This window comes from Bifidobacterium miconis (assembly GCF_019331735.1).
GTDB lineage: Bacteria > Actinomycetota > Actinomycetes > Actinomycetales > Bifidobacteriaceae > Bifidobacterium > Bifidobacterium miconis.
On the sequence record NZ_JAHBBH010000009.1, the window covers coordinates 26,167 to 44,531 of the forward strand.

Annotated in this window: 13 protein-coding genes and 1 other RNA gene; 10 read left to right on the forward strand and 4 right to left on the reverse strand. The window is 66.3% G+C overall.

The features are described 5' to 3' along the window. Nucleotides 1-87 precede the first annotated feature (87 nt). The 3 genes from KIH79_RS04540 to KIH79_RS04550 all read left to right on the forward strand — a co-directional run bounded on the left by KIH79_RS04540 (nucleotide 88) and on the right by KIH79_RS04550 (nucleotide 2,639). Nucleotides 88-333 carry a DUF3046 domain-containing protein gene (locus tag KIH79_RS04540; protein WP_338023118.1) on the forward strand — a complete coding sequence of 82 codons (246 nt, stop codon included), beginning with the start codon at nucleotides 88-90 and terminating at the stop codon, nucleotides 331-333. Nucleotides 334-706: 373 nt separating this feature from the next. Next, the gene (recA, locus tag KIH79_RS04545) at nucleotides 707-1,912 is read left to right on the forward strand and encodes a recombinase RecA (RefSeq protein WP_219058328.1); all 1,206 of its coding nucleotides are present in this window, start codon (nucleotides 707-709) and stop codon (nucleotides 1,910-1,912) included. A 10-nt stretch (nucleotides 1,913-1,922) separates the two neighbouring features. Next, a complete protein-coding gene (locus KIH79_RS04550; protein WP_236023610.1) occupies nucleotides 1,923-2,639 on the forward strand; it encodes a regulatory protein RecX in 717 nt (238 codons plus the stop codon). Between the two features lie 232 nt (nucleotides 2,640-2,871). Here KIH79_RS04550 and rnpB read toward each other — a convergent pair. Beyond that, nucleotides 2,872-3,235, reverse strand: an RNA gene (gene rnpB, locus KIH79_RS04555) — RNase P RNA component class A. Between the two features lie 231 nt (nucleotides 3,236-3,466). On the opposite strand from rnpB, the gene hpf reads away from it, so the two are divergent. From hpf to trpD, 3 genes are all read left to right on the forward strand, one after another. Continuing rightward, on the forward strand, nucleotides 3,467-4,126 hold the full coding sequence (gene hpf, locus KIH79_RS04560) for a ribosome hibernation-promoting factor, HPF/YfiA family (protein WP_219058329.1): 660 nt from the start codon (nucleotides 3,467-3,469) through the stop codon (nucleotides 4,124-4,126). Nucleotides 4,127-4,341: 215 nt separating this feature from the next. Continuing rightward, nucleotides 4,342-7,260, forward strand: coding sequence for a preprotein translocase subunit SecA (secA, locus tag KIH79_RS04565; RefSeq protein ID WP_219058330.1), 2,919 nt, complete (start codon nucleotides 4,342-4,344; stop codon nucleotides 7,258-7,260). Between the two features lie 156 nt (nucleotides 7,261-7,416). Next, the gene (gene trpD / locus KIH79_RS04570) at nucleotides 7,417-8,463 is read left to right on the forward strand and encodes an anthranilate phosphoribosyltransferase (RefSeq protein WP_219058331.1); all 1,047 of its coding nucleotides are present in this window, start codon (nucleotides 7,417-7,419) and stop codon (nucleotides 8,461-8,463) included. Between the two features lie 168 nt (nucleotides 8,464-8,631). On the opposite strand, the gene KIH79_RS04575 is transcribed toward trpD, so the two are convergent. Next, the gene (locus KIH79_RS04575) at nucleotides 8,632-9,195 is read right to left on the reverse strand and encodes a hypothetical protein (protein WP_219058332.1); all 564 of its coding nucleotides are present in this window, start codon (nucleotides 9,193-9,195) and stop codon (nucleotides 8,632-8,634) included. A gap of 51 nt (nucleotides 9,196-9,246) precedes the next feature. Between KIH79_RS04575 and KIH79_RS04580 the strand changes: the two genes are divergently transcribed. Next, nucleotides 9,247-9,960: a lysophospholipid acyltransferase family protein gene (locus KIH79_RS04580; RefSeq protein ID WP_219058333.1), complete on the forward strand. Its 714-nt coding sequence runs from the start codon at nucleotides 9,247-9,249 to the stop codon at nucleotides 9,958-9,960. A 177-nt stretch (nucleotides 9,961-10,137) separates the two neighbouring features. Here the strand turns inward: KIH79_RS04580 and KIH79_RS04585 are convergent, their stop codons facing one another. Continuing rightward, the gene (locus KIH79_RS04585; RefSeq protein WP_219058334.1) at nucleotides 10,138-12,291 is read right to left on the reverse strand and encodes a protein kinase domain-containing protein; all 2,154 of its coding nucleotides are present in this window, start codon (nucleotides 12,289-12,291) and stop codon (nucleotides 10,138-10,140) included. Between the two features lie 120 nt (nucleotides 12,292-12,411). Then, on the reverse strand, nucleotides 12,412-13,491 hold the full coding sequence (locus KIH79_RS04590; protein WP_219058335.1) for a polyprenyl synthetase family protein: 1,080 nt from the start codon (nucleotides 13,489-13,491) through the stop codon (nucleotides 12,412-12,414). Between the two features lie 203 nt (nucleotides 13,492-13,694). On the opposite strand from KIH79_RS04590, the gene KIH79_RS04595 reads away from it, so the two are divergent. The 3 genes from KIH79_RS04595 to KIH79_RS04605 all read left to right on the forward strand — a co-directional run bounded on the left by KIH79_RS04595 (nucleotide 13,695) and on the right by KIH79_RS04605 (nucleotide 18,273). Further along, on the forward strand, nucleotides 13,695-14,360 hold the full coding sequence (locus KIH79_RS04595; RefSeq protein WP_219058336.1) for a DUF4192 domain-containing protein: 666 nt from the start codon (nucleotides 13,695-13,697) through the stop codon (nucleotides 14,358-14,360). 133 nt (nucleotides 14,361-14,493) lie between these two features. Further along, nucleotides 14,494-15,894 carry an RNA polymerase sigma factor gene (locus KIH79_RS04600; RefSeq protein WP_236023612.1) on the forward strand — a complete coding sequence of 467 codons (1,401 nt, stop codon included), beginning with the start codon at nucleotides 14,494-14,496 and terminating at the stop codon, nucleotides 15,892-15,894. Nucleotides 15,895-15,972: 78 nt separating this feature from the next. Further along, nucleotides 15,973-18,273, forward strand: a complete 2,301-nt coding sequence (locus tag KIH79_RS04605) for a DNA gyrase/topoisomerase IV subunit B (protein WP_219058338.1) — start codon at nucleotides 15,973-15,975, stop codon at nucleotides 18,271-18,273. The last annotated feature ends 92 nt before the right edge of the window (nucleotides 18,274-18,365 follow it).

Below are 18,365 nucleotides of genomic sequence, written 5' to 3' on the forward strand. Positions count from 1 at the left end.
GCGGCGGTTATACGGCGGATGGCGCCACGGCGGTGGCGGCGAGCCCGGGGCGCATCGTCCGCGGGCCGGGCTGTAAACTTGGATGCCGTGAAGGAACGTGAATTCTGGCAGCTGGTCGAGGAAGTGTTCGGCCGCGGATACGGCAGGAGCCTCGCGCACGATCAGGGACTGTCCCGATTGGGCGGCATGACGGCGGTCGAGGCGCTCGCCGCGGGGGAGCAGCCTCGCGTGGTGTGGAACGTGCTGTGCGACCAGATGGACGTGCCGGATTCGCGGCGATGGGGCGACGATCATGCCGCGCCGCCGTTGCCGGTCGGATTCGCCGATCGCTGATCCGACGCGCCGGGCGTCCGTGCCGGGCATGGCGCGGGATTGTCCGGTTTCCCTACGGTGATGGCGACTTTGTCGCTGTGCCGTTGCGTTGTTTTGTCGCTGTGTCGTTGCGGACGCAAGGCTGGCAAGACACGCGGTTCGAACAAATGTTCGTCATATGGGGTAAGGTTATCCACAGTGACGATTCGCCGTCCCGTACGGGTTTCGGCCGGTCGAACGGCCGAAAAGCGTTGCGTCGCAAGGTCTGGGAGTCCCTGCGACACGCCCGGGTGCAAAGCGTTCGACCACAGGGGCCGAACGGGCTTGCGGACGGGCCGCATGGCCCATACCGTGAACGGTGAACCCGACGTCCACGACATACAAGGAGCAGATCATGGCACAGCAGACAGGCGCGGCGGCGAAAAAGACGCCCGACGCGAAGCCCGGCATTGATCCCCGCCGCCAGGCGGCGCTGGACACGGCGCTGGCGCAGGTGGAAAAGAGTTTCGGCAAGGGCTCGGCGATGAGGCTGGGCGACCGGCCTGAACAGAACGTCGAGGTCATTCCCACCGGTTCGCTGGCGCTTGACATGGCGCTCGGCATCGGCGGTCTGCCCAAGGGGCGCATCGTCGAGATCTACGGCCCGGAATCCTCCGGCAAGACCACGTTGGCGCTGCATGTGGTGGCCAACGCGCAGAAGGCCGGCGGCGTGGCCGCGTTCATCGACGCGGAGCACGCGCTTGACCCGGTGTACGCGCGCAAGCTCGGCGTCGACACGGACTCGCTGATCGTCTCCCAGCCGGACAACGGCGAGCAGGCGCTCGAAATCGCCGACATGCTCATCCGTTCCGGCGCGCTGGACGTCATCGTCATCGATTCGGTCGCGGCCCTGGTGCCGAAGGCCGAGATCGACGGCGACATGGGCGACAGCCACGTCGGCTTGCAGGCCCGACTCATGAGCCAGGCGCTGCGCAAGATGACCGGCGCGCTCGCCCAGGCCGGCACCACGGCCATCTTCATCAACCAGCTGCGCGAAAAGATCGGCGTGTTCTTCGGCAGCCCGGAGACCACCACCGGCGGCAAGGCCCTCAAGTTCTACGCATCGGTCCGCCTCGACATCCGGCGCATCCAGACCATCAAGAACGGCGAGGAGGCCATCGGCAACCGCACCAAGGTGAAGGTCGTCAAGAACAAGATGGCCCCGCCCTTCAAGTCGGCCGAATTCGACGTGCTGTACGGCGAGGGCATCTCGACGGAGGGCTCGGTGCTCGACATGGCGCTGCAGTGCAACGTCGTCAAGAAGTCCGGCTCGTGGTTCACCTACAACGGCGACCAGCTCGGGCAGGGCCGTGAGAACGTGCGCCGATTCCTGCGCGACAACCCGGACGTCACCCACGAGATCGAGAACAAGGTCAAGGTCGAGTTCGGCCTGATCCCCGCCGAAGACCAGTTCGCCGAAGGCGCCGGCGAAGTCTCGGACGGTGATGGCGATGCGAAGGATCCGGGCGCCGGTGCCGCGGACAAGGCCGGCAAGGCCTCGGACAAGGCTTCATCGGCGTCGGGGACCGCCAAGAGCGGCGAGTCCGGCGACAAGGCATGATCGTTCGACGATGATCAGCGCCGAGGAGTTTCTGCGTCGGCATCCGGCCGATCCGACGGCGGTCGACGATGCGCGGCACGCCGCGGATGCGGGTGCCGCAGCCGGGATTGCGGGCATGCCGGATGATGATGGCATGCGAGCGGTCGGCGCGGATGGTCGGGGCGATGATGGCCATCGCCGTTATGGACGGTCCCGCCGTTCGCGCCGGTCACCGCGCTCGGCGCCGCGTTCGACGTCCCGTTCGTCATGGGCCGCAAGAGAGGCGGACGATCCCTCGGACGCGGACGCCTGCCGCGAGGCGGCATTGCGGCTGCTGGACGCCGCGCCCCGTTCCTCCGGGACGTTGCGCGAAAAGCTGTCCGATCGGGGCTACAACGCCGAGGTGGTGGAGGACGTCATCGCGCGGCTGCGGCAAGTGCAGCTGATCGATGACGAGGCATACGCGCGTGCGGCCGTGCGCTACTGCGCCGGCCGGCTGATGGGCGGCAGGGGAGCGCTGACGGAACTGTCCCGCCGCGGCGTGGAGCGGAACCTGGCGCAGATGGTGGTGGCGCAAGCCGAATCCGAAGGCGTGTTCGAGGACGCGGCATGGGAGCTTGGCCGCAGGTATGCCGCGAAGACGGAGGGCATGGAACCCGACCGCCGCCGTCGCCGTTTCTGGTCGGCCGGTGGCCGCAAGGGCCATAATCCCGACACGCTGCGGCGTGTTGCGCAGGAACTGTTGTAGCCCATGCCGCCGGACCTATGCCGCCGACATTGCACGAATAACGCGTTCCTCGCCGCCATTGCGTCGAGGCCTGTTCGACGACGGGAGAAGGAAGGCCTCGACAATGCCAAGAGCGCGTTGCCATGCATGCCGACGATGCCGCCGGGTGCCCTACGCATCGGGGCGTCCGGCATCATTGGCATGCATGGCCCTACATGCCAACCGCATGCAGGGGATACGTTTCGTAAACAGGTGATTGAGACCCCTTATACCCCGGGTTCTGTCACGCCACGCGAACGCGGCGCGGACGACCATCCATCTCGACCTGACGTCGCCGTCAGGCTCCAGCAGCCTACCCGAAGGCATCGGGCGAGCAGCCCTCAAACGCCTTCTGCTTGGCCTTGCTCCCGATGAGGCTTGCCATGCGGCCGACTGTTGCCAGCGGCCCGGTGGTCTCTTACACCGCCGTTTCACCCTTACCAGCCGAAGCTGGCGGTCTGTTCTCTGCTGCGCTATCTCTCAGGTCACCCTGGGCGGACGTTATCCGCCATCGTGCTCTGCGGAGCCCGGAAGTTCCTCAGTCCGATGATTCGGACCGCGGCCGTCAAGGGGTCTCAACCGCACCACTATACACGACGGCACGCCGGGGCGGAGCAATGGGGAGGCGATGCGAGCCGAATTTTCGCAAAAGCGGGGATGCTCACGAAACGCGCGGGAAACGCCCATTTTTCTTCGGGCGAGTTCCCCATTGTTCACCGTTCATTCGGCTACAATAAAACATACCGACGGCGAAGTCGCCGCCGGACCGCAAATAGCGGGCAACACCGCTTGAGTCATAGGAGGTCCACATGGAAATCGTCGTTACCGGACGCCACACGCAAGTCAAGCAGAGGTTCCGTGATGTCGTCGAAAGCAAGATGAATCGTGTGACCGCTATCGCTCCGGACGCCCAGCGCGCGCAGATCGTGCTGACGCACGAGGGCAACCCGCGTCAGGCCGACACGGCCAAGCGTGTGGAAATCACCGTCATCGCCGGCAGCACCGTGGTGCGCGCCGAGGCGTCGAGCACGGACGAGTTCAGCGCGCTCGACATGGCGCTGGACAAGCTGACGCTGCGCCTGCGCCGCACGCGTGACCGCCGCAAGGACCATCGCCGCGGCTACACGAACCCGGTTCCGGTCGACATGGGCGTGGTCGAGCCCGAAGTCGAGGAAGAGGCTCCGGAGGAGGAGCCGAACAACAGCCCCGCCGCCGCGGTTGCGTCCGACCTCGGTCCGGGCGAATCGGTGGAGGTCCAGGTCGGCGACACCCCGATCGTCATCCGCCGCAAGCTGCACATCGCCGAGCCGATGACCATCGACGAGGCTCTGTACGAGATGGAGCTGATCGGCCACGACTTCTTCCTGTTCGTCAACAAGGAGACCGGCCGTCCGTCCGTCGTCTACCACCGCCATGGCTGGAGCTACGGCGTGTTCGAGATCGACACCCCGGAAAACGTGCAGAAGTGAGGCTCCGCCGCGCAACCGGCATAGGGTCGTGACGCGGCGATGAATCCAAGGGCCCGCGTGGAGGAATGTCCGCCACGCGGGCCCTTTCGTGCGCGAAAACGGACATCTACCGGCGAAAATCGGCGTGTCCGCGTATTATGAACGAAGTTTGTGCCCGACTTGCACGAGGTTGGGCTATGCTCGTTTACGGTAACAAACTCTACAGGGAGCAAAACGTGGTAGATATCGTTGACAAGGCCCTTCGCATGGGCGAAGGCCGTCAGATCAAGAAGCTCGAAGGCGTGGCGAAGGCGGTGAACGCCCTCGAGGACGAGATTTCGGCCCTCAGCGACGAGGAGCTCAAGGGCCAGACGGCCAAGTTCAAGCAGCAGCTGGACAACGGCAAGAAGCTCGACGACATCATGCCCGAGGCGTTCGCCACCGTGCGCGAGGTGTCCAAGCGCACGCTCGGCCAGCGTCACTTCGACGTGCAGCTCATGGGCGGCGCCGCCCTGCATTGGGGCAACATCGCCGAAATGAAGACCGGCGAAGGCAAGACCCTGGTCGCCACCCTGCCGAGCTATCTCAACGCGCTCGAAGGCAAGGGCGTCCACGTCGTCACCGTCAACGACTATCTGGCCAGCTACCAGAGCGAGCTGATGGGCCGCATCTACCGCTTCCTTGGCATGTCGGTCGGCTGCATCATCACCGATCAGAAGCCGCCGGAGCGCCGCAAGCAGTACAACGCCGACATCACGTACGGCACCAACAACGAGTTCGGCTTCGACTACCTGCGCGACAACATGGCGTGGGAGAAGAACGAGCTCGTCCAGCGCGGCCACCACTTCGCCATCGTCGACGAGGTCGACTCCATCCTCATCGACGAGGCCCGTACGCCTCTGATCATCTCCGGCCCGGCCGAGGGCGACGTGACCCGCTGGTACCGCCAGTTCGCGCGTCTGGTGCCGAAGCTGACCCGCGACGAGGACTACGAGGTCGACGAGAAGAAGAAGGTCGTCGGCATTCTCGACCCGGGCATCACCAAGGTCGAGGACTTCCTCGGCATCGACAACCTGTACGAGCCGAACAACACCGCCCTGATCGGCTATCTGAACAACGCCATCAAGGCCAAGGAGCTCTTCCTGCGCGACCGCGACTACGTCGTGACGGGCGGCGAGGTCCTCATCGTCGACGAGCACACCGGCCGCATCCTGCCGGGCCGCCGCTACAATGAGGGCCTGCATCAGGCCATCGAGGCGAAGGAAGGCGTCGAGGTCAAGGCCGAGAACCAGACCTTCGCGACCATCACCCTGCAGAACTACTTCCGCATGTACGACAAGCTCGCCGGCATGACCGGTACCGCCGAGACCGAGGCGGCCGAGTTCATGGGCACCTACAAGCTGGGCGTGCTGCCGATTCCGACCAACAAGCCGATGATCCGCAAGGATCAGGACGACCTGATCTTCCGCACCAAGAAGGAGAAGCTGGCGGCCATCGTCAAGGACGTCGCCAAGCGCCATCACAAGGGCCAGCCGGTGCTGCTCGGCACCGCGTCCGTCGAGTCCTCCGAGGTCGTCTCCACGCTGCTTGACGTGGCGAAGATCCCGCATCAGGTGCTCAACGCGAAGCAGCACGACAAGGAGGCCGCCGTCGTGGCCGTCGCCGGCCGCAAGGGCGCCGTCACCGTGGCCACCAACATGGCCGGCCGTGGTACCGACATCATGCTCGGCGGCAACGTCGAGTTCCTCGCGGACGCCAAGCTCAAGTCCGAGGGCTACTCGCCGGAGGACACGCCGGACGAGTACGAGAAGCGTTGGCCGGGCACCCTCGCCGAGATCAAGGAGCAGGTCAAGGACGAGCATGAGGAGGTCGTCAAGCTCGGCGGCCTGTACGTGCTCGGCACCGAACGCCACGAGTCCCGCCGCATCGACAACCAGCTGCGCGGCCGTTCCGGTCGTCAGGGCGACCCGGGCGAGTCCCGCTTCTACCTGTCGCTCGAGGATGACCTGATGCGCCTGTTCAACACGCAGCTCGTCGCCCGCGTCATGGCCAAGGGCATGCCCGAGGGCGAGCCGATCGAGTCGAAGAGCGTGTCCAAGGGCGTGCGCACCGCGCAGAAGGCCGTCGAATCCCGCAACTTCGAGATTCGCAAGAACGTCCTGAAGTACGACGACGTGATGAACAAGCAGCGCACCGTCATCTACTCCGAGCGTCAGGCCGTGCTGCAGGGCGAGGACATCCACGAAGACATCGAGCGCTTCTTCGCCGACACCGTCGAAAGCTACATTAAGGGCGCCAACAACAGTTCCGAGAAGCCGAAGGACTGGGACTGGGAGGGCCTGTTCAAGGCCCTGCGCACCGTGTTCCCGATCGAGTTCGACGTCGAGGCCGCCAAGGACGCCGCCGGCAAGGCCAAGGGCGAGAAGGCCGTCGAGGCCGTGCGCGACGCGATCGTCGAGACGATCAAGGCCGAGTACGCCAAGCTCGAGGAGAAGATCGGCGCCGAGGGACTGCGTCAGCTCGAACGCCGCGTCGTGCTCGCCGTGCTCGACCGCAAGTGGCGCGAGCACCTGTACGAGATGGACTACCTCAAGGACGGCATCGGCCTGCGCGGCATGGGCCAGCGCGACCCGCTGGTCGAATACCAGCGCGAGGGTTACCAGATGTACAACTCCATGATCGAGGCCATCAAGGAGGAAAGCGTCCAGCTGCTCTTCCACGTGGACGTCGAGCAGGTCGCCCGCACCGAGGACGTCACGACCGAGTCCGACGAGGATCAGGCCGTCGATCAGGCCGAAGCCGCGATCGGCATCGATGGCGCCGAAGCCGAGAGCGAGGCCGCCGACGAGGCGTCGTCCGTCACGTCCGAGCCGAGCGAGGACGAAAATAACGAAGTCGACGAAGAGCAGGCGGCCGCCATCGCTGAAGCCGCGAAGGAGTCCGAGGCCGGCGAGGCGTCCGCTCCGGTCGTGGTCGGCCCCGCGCCGATCAGCCATGCCGAAGGCAAGGTGCCGGCTTCCAAGAAGCCGAAGAGCGAGGAGCTCCGTACCCCGTGGTCCGACGGCCGCACCTTCCCGGGCACGCCGAAGAACGCGCAGTGCCCGTGCGGTTCGGGCCGCAAGTACAAGATGTGCCACGGCCAGAACGAACAGTGACGCATTGCACGGCATCGTGCGATGCGTGACATGACTCAGGGTTCCCGAAAGGGAACCCTGTTTTGCTATATGGAAGATCGTGTTCGACGAAACGGCGGCCCATTACAATAAGCGGCGATAATCATCAACAGCGGCGCGAAGCGCCAAGGAGGCATCATGGCAGAGATCACATGGAAGTCGATTCTCACCAAGCTGGTCGGGGGAGACCATCTGAGCGCGGAGGAATCGGAGTGGTTCGTCGACGACCTGATGCAGGGCAACGCCAATCCGGCCGCCGTCGGCGCGGCGCTGGCCATGCAGCAGCAGCTCGGCCTGACCGCTGACGAGGTGTCGGGCGCCGCCAAGGCCATGGTGTCGCACGCCGTGCCGCTTCACGTCTCCGGCGAGACCACCGACATCGTCGGCACCGGCGGCGACGGATTCGCCACCGTGAACCTGTCCACCATGGGTTCGGTCGCCGCGGCCGCGGCCGGCGTGAAGATTGTCAAGCACGGCAATCGCGCCGCATCGTCCAAGTGCGGCGCCGCCGACGTGCTCGAAGCGCTCGGCCTGCCGTTGGGACTGTCTCCCGAAGCCGTGGGCGAAATCGGCGACGAGGTCGGCATTACGTTCGCCTTCGCGCGCACGTTCCATCCGGCCATGCGCTTCGTCGGTCCGATCCGTGCGGCCCTCGGCATCCCGTGCGTGTTCAACGTGCTCGGCCCGCTGACCAATCCGGCCAAGCCGGCGCACGTCGCCATCGGCTGCGCCAACCGTCGCATGAGCCCGATCATGGCCGCCGTCTACGCGGCCAACGGCCAGTCCGGCATGGTGTACACCTCGCATGAGGGCATGGACGAGCTGGCCCCCACCGGCCCGGTGTCCGTGTGGGAGATCCGCGACGGCAAGGTCACCGAAACCGAGTTCGACCCGACCGTCGAACTCGGGCTGGCGAAGATCGACGTCGCTGATCTCAAGGGCGGCGAGCCGGAGGTCAACGCCGCGGCGTTCCGCGACTTCGTGGCCGGCAAGGACGTTCCGTCGCGCACCACCGCGCTGCTCAACGCGGCGTCCGCGATCGTGGCCGACGGCCATCTGGTCGGCGACGGCACGCTGGGGGAGCGGTTCAAGGAAGCCTACGATCTGGCCGCCAGAACCGTCGATTCCGGCAAGGCGCAGGCGCTGCTCGACCAGTGGATCGCTACCGCCAAGAGCAAGGCGTGACGAGCGACGCGTGACCGTCATGCGTCGCCGCAGACGCGGGGCACGACGGTCACGCGCGACGATACGCACATAATAAGGCCGGGCGGAACACATCGCGCTGCATGGCGATGTGTTCCGCCCGGCCTTCGTCGTCATGACCGTCGCGCGCCTTTGCGCCCGACCGGCAGGCTACACGCGCGCCCCGTCGTCGTCATAGCCGTTGCGCGTCTGCGTATGCCCCTTGTGCTGCACGATCAGCCCGGCGGCCCCGATGACGGCGCACGCGCCGAACACCGTGCCCAGCAGGGAGGCCAGCGCCGGCACGAACACGCTGGCGATCACGCCCGCCACGCCGGCCACGAGCAGGATCCAGAACACGAGCTTTGCCGGCTTGATCGGTCCGAGCTCGGGATTCGGCGGCGTGAAATCGTCGCCGTACCGGTCCATCACGTCGTCCGTGTCCAGCCAGCTGGAACTCGTGTTGTCGCGCGGCCCGCGCACGCGCTGGTTCAGCGGCCTGAGATCATCGGTGAACACGCCGTTGTCCAGATCGCTGACGGAAACCAGCTTCTCCTTCTCCTTGCGCTGCGCGTGGCGTTCGAACCGTTTCGCATTGCGCGACTGCTCCACGTCCTTGAGGTCGTCGGCATGCGCCTCGGCGAACGCGGCCCATGCGCTGTCCAGATCGTCGCCGCCATTCGGCGTGGGGTTTGGGCGTTCGCCGCCGCCGTTGCTATTGTTGAGGTCAGTCATATCCACTACTGTAATCAGCGGCAAAGCCAAGCTTTGGAAAGGAGCGCCGTCATGCTCTACTGGTTCTTCGTCAAAGTGTTCGGTCCCATCGCCCGCCATCGCCTCGGGCCCAGCGTGACCGGCAGGGAGAACATTCCGCGCCACGGAGGCGCGATCATCGCGGCGAACCATCTGGCCGTCATCGACGATGCGCTCATTCCGATCACCTGCCCGCGCATGGTGCATTTCATGGGCAAGGCCGAATACTTCGAGGGCAAGGGCATCAAGGGCAAGTTCAAGAAGTGGTGGTTCACGTCCGTGGGCGTGTTCCCCGTGGACCGTTCCGGCGGCTCCAAGTCGCTGGGCGCGCTTGAACACGCCCGCGAAATCATCGAGGCCGGCCACCTGTTCGGCATTCACATCGAGGGCACGCGCAGCCCCGACGGCAAGCTGTACAAGGGACACACCGGCGCGGCCCGCCTCGCGTTCGAGACCGGCTGCCCGATCGTGCCGACCGCGATCATCGGCTCGCGCGAGCTGCAGGCGCCGGGCACGGTGATTCCGGCCAAGGGCAGGACGCAGGTGATCTACGGCAAGCCGATTCCGGTGGCGAAGAAGCTCGACGTGACGCACGACGAGCTGCGCGAGCTCACCGATCGCGTCACCCGCGAGATTCAGGCCATGAGCGGTCAGGAGTATGTGGACGAATACGCGCAGAAGGTCAAGGCCCGGCTCAAGGAGCAGGCCGAGGCCGAACAGGCGGAGCGCGATGCGGCCCATCAGTGAGCCGTAGCCGAGCCGCCGGACGGGCCGGCTACGGACGATCGACGACTCGGCGCGGCGTGGCGTATCCATGACGAAGGAGGGGGTTAACCCGGAACATCATCCGGGTCAACCCCTCCCTTCGTTCGCCGTTCGTGCGCGCCGCGCGAACGGCGCGAGGACAACGGAACCATCACGCGATCATACGATGGTGAGCGTGACGACCGTCTTGTTGCCGTCCTCGTCGCGCAGCCTCGTTTCGCCGCTGGCGCTCTGCTGCTGCACGAGACCGAGAATGTCCAGCCCGGACGTCTTCACCTCGAAACCGAGTTCCTGCAGTGTCTTGGTCGCGGCGGACTTGGTCTTGCCGACCAGATTCGGGATCTTCGCCATTTCCGGTCCCTTGGAAACCACCACGTCGACCGAATCGCCCCAGTACAGTTCCGCTCCGGCCTGCTCGGACGCGGAGATCACCGAACCGGACGGGATCTTGTCGTCGTACTTCTCGGTGACGTTCGCGGTGACGTGGATTTCGTCGAGCGCCGCCGTCATCGCGTCCTTCGTCATGCCGACCACGTCCGGCATCGTCACGGGCATCAGTCCCTTCGACAGCACGACGGTGATCTTCGCGTTGTGGTTCATCGTCGCGCCGGACTGAACGGCCGCGCCGGACTCGTCGGTGATACTCAGCAGCGCGCCGGCGGGCACCGACATGTCGTACTGGTCGTTCGCCTCGTCGTGCGCGACGTTCGTGAACCCGGCCTTCTTGAGCGCGTCCAGCACATTCGTGCCGTCCGTCGAATTCGCGTTGAAAATGCCGGCCGGCACGGTGGCCTGCTTCACGCCCTTCGACACCACGACCGACACGGTGCCGCCGGTGCGCTTGCTCACGTGCGCGCCCGCCACCGCCGGCTTCGCCTCGATGACGTCGCCCTTGGCGACCTTGTCGTCGTAGCGTTCCGTCGCCTGATACGGTATGCCCGCGGATTCGAGCGTCTTGCGGTACTTGACCCAGTTCGTGCCGGCGATGCGGCACTCCTGCCCCTCTTCGCAGGCCACGTCGGTCGGTTGCGGGACCAGCCAATAGCTGCCCGGACCGCGGTAATACCACCATGCGTAGCCGCCGCCCGCGCCGCCGAGCACGGCGACCGCCAGCACCGCCGCCAGCACGGCGACCAGCGTTTTCCTCGACTTGCGCTTCGCGCCGACCTTGAGCGGCGAATCGATCGCGTCGGGCGTCACGGACAACGCCTGCGTGGCCGCCGTGCCGATGGCCGTGGTGGGCGCGGTGCCGTCGGCCGGACGGTCGAACGCCGTGGTGGCCGCGTCGGAGGAAGCGGAACCGGTACGAGCCGTGGCGCTTTCCGCATCGCCGGAGGACGGCGCCGTCTTGCCCGCGCCCGCATGCGCGTCGTCGGACGGCGGCAGCGGGGGAGCGGGAGCCACGGCGGCCGCCTCTCCCGCCGCCACGGGCACGGCCACGGTGTCGTGGTCCTCGGCGCTTTGCGGCATTTTGCGGTACGTCCAGGCCGCCATGTCGAGCTTGGGTCCCAGCGCGCGCAGTTCGTCGGCCGCGACCCCCGCATCGGCCGGACGGTCCTCGACCGCGCGGGCGGTCAGGTGCGCGACGAACGCGGCGACCTTCGGATCGATGCCCGGGCAGGGCACGGTGATCGGCGGCACGTCCTCGTGCACGTGCTTGAAGACGAGCGTGACCGGATTATCGGACGTGAACGGCACCGTGCCGGCCAGCATCTCCCACGCCATGATGCCCACCGAATACAGGTCGCCCTGCGGCGTGGCCTGATTGTCCTCGATCATTTCGGGCGCCAGATACGCGGCCGTGCCGAGCAGCATGCCGGTCGACGACAGCGTGGCCTGCGAGGCGGCCTTCGCCAGACCGAAGTCGGTGATCTGCACGTGGCCGCGGTCGTTGAGCAGAATGTTCTCGGGCTTGATATCGCGGTGCACGACCCCGGCCCGGTGCGCCGACGCGAGGCCGTCGAGCGTCTCGCCGACGATGCGCAGCGTCTCGCGCACCGTGAAGGTGCCCTCCTCGTTCATTTCGCGGCGCAGATTCACGCCGTGCACGAATTCCATGACCAGATAGTCGAGTCCGTTGACCTCGCCCGTGTCGTACACCTGCACGATGTGCGGGTTCGCGATCGCCGCCGCCGACTTCGCCTCGCGGCGGAACCGCTCGACGAACTGGGCGCGGTGGGGGCCCTGCGCGAGCTGCGTGTGCATGATCTTGATGGCGACGGTGCGTTCGAGCCGCTCGTCCATGGCCTCGTACACGCTGGCCATGCCGCCATCGGCGATTTTGCGGATGATGCGGTATCTTCCCTCGATCATCGGCGTTTCGATTGCGTTCGCGGCTTCACTCATCTTGCGTGTCTGGTCCCTCGTCAAAATTCACGGAATCTCACAACAGTGTACATGCACGTCTACATACTGCGCCGGAACCACGCGGATTTACGCAAGAGGTACAAATCGGGCGCACGCCTCCGCGAACGCGCGGTCTTCGGGGGCATCCGCGCCGCAGCGTTCGGCGATGGCCGAACGGGACTCGTCCCACAATGCGGCGATGCGTTCGCGGGAACGCGCCACCGCGCCGGTGGACTCGAACAGGCCGATGACGCGGCGTACCAGGGCCTCGTCGCGCGAAGGCGCGCAGAACGCGTCCGCCAGCTCGTCGCGCTCGGCGGGGGACGCCATGGCGAGCGCGTCGGCGAGCAGCACCGTGCGCTTGCCTTCGCGGATGTCGCCGCCGACCGGCTTGCCGGTGCGTTTGCTGGAACCGACGACGTCCAGCAGATCGTCGGCCAGCTGGAACGCGAGCCCGAGCGGGCGGCCGATGGCGAGTGCCGTCCGTCGCGACTTGTCCGGATCCCCGCCCGCGGCGAGCAGCGCGAGCTCGATCGGCGCGATCGTCGTGTAGCTGGCGGTCTTCCATCGGAACACGTTCAGCGACGCCTCCGCCAGCGATTCCGGATCGTCCAGCGGCGCAAGCTCGACGGCCAGATCGAGCACCTGGCCGACCTCGACCTCCTTGTGCATGTTGAGGAACGCCGCGACGACGCCGTCCGGCGAGCCGAGACGGCGGGACGCGTCGTTCGCGATGTCCACGCTCGCCGTGGCCAGCAGATCGCCGAGCATGATGCCCAGTCCGCGGCCGATCGCGTCGCTGCGCGTCGCCGTGGACAGCGCGCGGTGCGCGGACGGCTTGCCGCGGCGCAGATCCGATTCGTCGATGATGTCGTCGTGCACGAGCGCGGCTGTTTGGAACACCTCGATGGCGCAGGCCAGATCCAGCATGCCCGATCGGGCGGGCTGCGCGGCGTTGCCTCGCGTGGCCTGATCGAACGCGGCGAGGGCGAGCCGGGCGCGCAGCCGCTTGCCGCCTTCGCTGGACGTGAGCGCCTGATCCAGCACGGCGTCCAGCACGCCAGCGCAGGAGCCGGCGACTGCGTCTCCCGGACGCAGGGCCATACTGTGGCGGATCAATTCGGCGATTCTTGGCTCGATGGACGTCATTTCTGCAGCAACACTCATGCCCCCAAGGTTATCCACATCGTTTCTCGAACACAAGATCGGCTTCGTTCCAACGAAAAGGACCGTTCGACCACAGGGGTCGAAAAACGCGATGCGGCGACGGAAAATACGGCATAGTGGTGTTCTCCCCGACGACGGGCGGGGTGCGCGGCCGGCTTGGACGGACACGGAGCCGGAGCGGAATCGCAGGAAAGGGGAACGCCATGACCACGAACACGAGGCAAGACGGGGCGCGACGGCGTGACGACGCGATCGGCGCCGACGGGACGGATGCCGGCCCGAAGGACGCGGCCTATCTGGAGATCCTGACGCAACGGTTCCGCGACGGGCGCAGGAAACGCGGCTCCAAGGCGGCCGTCTCGGCATGGCTGGACCGTCCGTTCGGCGAATGGCTGACCGGGTTGCGCGCCGATCCCGGAGACGAAGACGCGCTGCACGAGTCCAGCGTCGCCGCGCTCGCCGTGGCCCTGCGCGAGACGCTGTCCTCGCGCGACGCGATGATTCTGTCCCTGATCGCCCGGGACGCCTGCGACCATGCGTCGATGATCGTCTTCGCCTCCGATCCGCACGCCGTCCGTTCCAGACGACGGTTCACGGCGCTGCTGTCGTCGTCGTTCGAAAGCGAGGAAGGACCGGACATCGACCGGTGCGAGGCCGGGCTGGCCATGCTCCAGCACATCGCGGATACGGTGCCGGACCGGTGGCGCGCCCAACCCTGCGCCGTTATGGCCTATGTGCTGTGGTGGCTGGGGGACGGCCGGGCGCTGCGCTACGCGGTCGAGTGCCTCGTCTGCGACGACGAGTGCACGCTGGGCGGCATCGTGCTGTCCCTGCTGGAGCGGGGCGCATGCCCCGCCTGGCGACGATGAGTCGTCCGTCAGAGGGCATGATGCGGGAATAATCGTCCTTGGAAGGTGGTTTACTCCAATAGTTGACGATTTGCCCTTGCCAGAAGTGTGTCTTATGTGGTATAAGACGCAGCGGGCAGGATCATGCAGGAGGATGGACTTGGCCAAAAAGGATGCGACGGCGGTTCAGGACAACGTCGAGGAGGAACAGACGACGTCCCGTAGGAAGGCTGCCGCCACGGCGAAGAGGAAGCCCTCGACGAAGGGCTCCTCGGCGAAGAAGGCGGCATCCGACGTCAAACGCGAGGAGACCGCGAAGGAGGACGCGCTCAAGGAGCGCGAATCCGCGGTCGACGACGCCTTGGAAGACGATGACGATCAGGACATGGACGCCGACGACCTCGACGAGCTCGAGGACGACATCGACGACGAGGACGACTCGGACGACGACGATGATCTCGACGACGAGGACGACGGCGATCTGGATGACGACTCGTCCGATGAGGACGACGAGGAGGACGCCAAGCCCAAGGAGATCGAAACCCCGAAGGAAAAGGGCGCGTTCGTCGTGCGCGACGACGATGACGACGACAACCTGACCCCCTCGGGCAACCCGAAGCGCCGCGTCATCGCCGCGGGCGCCACCGCCGACCCGGTCAAGGACTACCTCAAGCAGATCGGCCGCGTGAGCCTGCTGAACGCCGAGCAGGAGGTCGACCTGTCGGAACGCATCGAGGCGGGCCTGTACGCGCAGCACCTGCTTGACACCGAATCCGACAAGATGGACTTCAAGCGCAAGCGCGAGCTCAAGTGGGCCGCGAACGACGGCAAGAAGGCCAAGGACCACCTGCTCGAGGCCAACCTGCGACTCGTCGTTTCGCTCGCCAAGCGCTACACCGGCCGCGGCATGCTGTTCCTCGACCTCATTCAGGAAGGCAACCTCGGTCTGATCCGCGCCGTCGAGAAGTTCGACTGGAAGAAGGGCTTCAAGTTCTCCACGTACGCCACGTGGTGGATCCGCCAGGCCATCACCCGCGCCATGGCCGATCAGGCGCGCACCATCCGCGTGCCCGTGCACATGGTCGAGGTCATCAACAAGCTGTCCCGCGTGCAGCGCCAGATGCTGCAGGACCTCGGCCGCGAGCCCACGCCCGACGAGCTGGCGCGCGAGCTCGACATGCCGGTCGAGAAGGTGCAGGAAGTGCAGAAGTACGGCCGCGAGCCGATCTCGCTGCACACCCCGCTCGGCGAGGACGGCGACTCCGAGTTCGGCGACCTCATCGAGGACACCGACGCCATCGCGCCGTCCGACGCGGTCGCGTTCTCGCTGCTGCAGGAGCAGTTCAAGCAGGTGCTCGAGACGCTGTCCCCGCGCGAGGCGGGCGTGATCAAGATGCGCTACGGCCTCGAGGACGGCCAGCCGAAGACGCTCGACGACATCGGCCGCGTCTACGGCGTGACCCGCGAGCGCATCCGCCAGATCGAGTCGAAGACCATGTCGAAGCTGCGGCACCCCTCGCGCTCGCAGACCCTGCGCGACTTCTTGGATCAATGATCCGCTTTCGTGCTCCCCGCAAGGGAGCACGTTTTTGTCTTACCCGGACTTGAATCACGGACTTGAATAAGGAGAACCATGCCCGAATCCTACGGCGCCGACAGTCTTACCGTGCTCGAAGGCCTTGACGCGGTGCGCAAGCGCCCCGGCATGTACATCGGCACGACCGACAGTCAGGGCCTTATGCACTGCCTGTGGGAGATCATCGACAACTCCGTGGACGAGGCCCTCGCCGGCGCGTGCGACCACATCACCGTCACCCTGCACACGGACGGTTCGGTCGAAGTGGCCGACAACGGCCGAGGCATCCCCGTCGACGTCGAGCCGAAGACCAAGCTCACCGGCGTCGAGGTCGTGCTCACCAAACTGCACGCCGGCGCCAAGTTCGGCAACGCGTCGTACAACGCGGCCGGCGGTCTGCACGGCGTCGGCTCGTCCGTCGTCAACGCGCTGAGCTCGCGTCTCGACGTCGAGGTCGACCGCGACGGCAAAACGCACCACATGGCCTTCCATCAGGGCCATCCGGGCGTGTACGCGGACGCCGACCCCGCGCATCCGTCCCCGGATTCGCCGTTCAAGCGCACGCGCAAGAACAAGCCGACCGAGCTGGAGATCATCGGCAAGGTCAGCCCCAAAACCACCGGCACGCGCATCCGCTACTGGGCCGACCCCGAAATCTTCAACGACACCGCGCGGTTCAGCTACGAGCAGCTCATCGACCGCGTGCGCCAGACCAGCTTCCTCGTGCCGGGCCTGAAAATCACCGTCGTCGACGAGCACATTCCCGAAACCGGCGACGAGAACGTCGACGAACTGCGCGAAGTCGACGACGCCGCAGCCGACGCGACTCCCGACGTCAATGACGTCAACGGCGCGTCGCCGCTCGACGGATTCGACGAGATCGGCGGCGAGCGCGACGACCGCGAGGAGAGCCGATCCGGCGAATCGGCCGCGGTCACGATCGCCAAGGCCGACGCCGCGGGCCACACGCACCGCCGCGTCGAGGAATTCTGCCACACCGGCGGCGTCAGGGACTTCGTCGACTTCCTGTCGAACGGCGAACCCGTCTCCGACATCTGGCGCATCGGCGGCCAGGACACGTACGTCGAGGAGACGCAGGCCGTCGGCGAGAACGGCGAGCTGCACGCGCAGAAGGTCACCCGCGACTGCGGTGTCGACATCGCCATGCGCTGGGTGAACGGCTACGACACGGTGATCCGCAGCTTCGTCAACGTCGTCGAGACGCCGGGCGGCGGCATGCACGTCGACGGCTTCCTGCTGAGCCTGACCAAGCAGATCCGCAAAACCGTCGAGGACAACGCGCGCAGGCTCAAGGTCAATCTCAAGGACCCCGCGCAGAAGGTCGAGCGCGACGACATCATGGCCGGACTCGTGGCCGTGGTCACCGTGCGCATCGCCGAACCGCAGTTCCAGGGCCAGACCAAGGACGTGCTCGGCACCGCGCAGGTCAAGCCGATCGTCACCCGCATGACCGACCAGCAGTTCGGCGAGATGATCACCGGCTCCAAGCGCGGCTACAAGGAGCAGTCAGGCCGCGTGCTCGACAAGATCGTCGGCGAAATGCACGCGCGCATTCAGGCGCGCAAGACCAAGGAGGTCACGCGCCGCAAGAACGCGCTCGAATCCGCGTCCATGCCGCCGAAGCTGTCCGACTGCCAGCCGGGCAACGACGACGTGGCCGAACTGTTCATCGTCGAGGGCGACTCCGCGCTCGGCACCGCCAAGGCCGCGCGCAACTCCGCGTTCCAGGCGCTGCTGCCGATTCGAGGCAAGATCCTCAACGTGCAGAAGGCGTCCCTCGCGCAGATGCTGTCCAACAAGGAATGCGCGGCGATCATCCAGGTTGTCGGCGCCGGCTCCGGCCAGAGCTTCGACATCGATCAGGCACGGTACAACAAGGTCATCATGATGACCGATGCCGACGTCGACGGCGCGCACATCCGCATCCTGCTGCTCACCCTGTTCTATCGGTACATGCGGCCGCTCATCGAGCACGGCCACGTGTACGCGGCCGTGCCGCCGCTGCATCGCATCGCGCTCGCCGGCTCGCACAAGGGTGAGTTCATCTACACGTACTCCGACGACGAACTCGCCGGCAAGCTCGCCGACCTTGACCGACGCAAGATCTCGTACAATCCGGACATCCAACGGTACAAGGGTCTGGGCGAGATGGACGCCGACCAGCTGGCGGACACCACCATGGATCCGCGCACGCGCATGCTGCGGCGCATCCGCATGGAGGACGCCGCGCAGGCCGCGGGCATCTTCAGCCTGCTCATGGGCGACGACGTGCCGCCGCGCAAGCAGTTCATCGTCGACAACGCCGACGACTTCGACCGCTCCAAGATCGACACCTGATCGGGAGCGCGGCTAGGCGCGCACGATCGGCGAAGGGCCGGTGCGAACGGGATTTCCCCGTTCGCACCGGCCCTTCGCCGTAAATGCGTGTT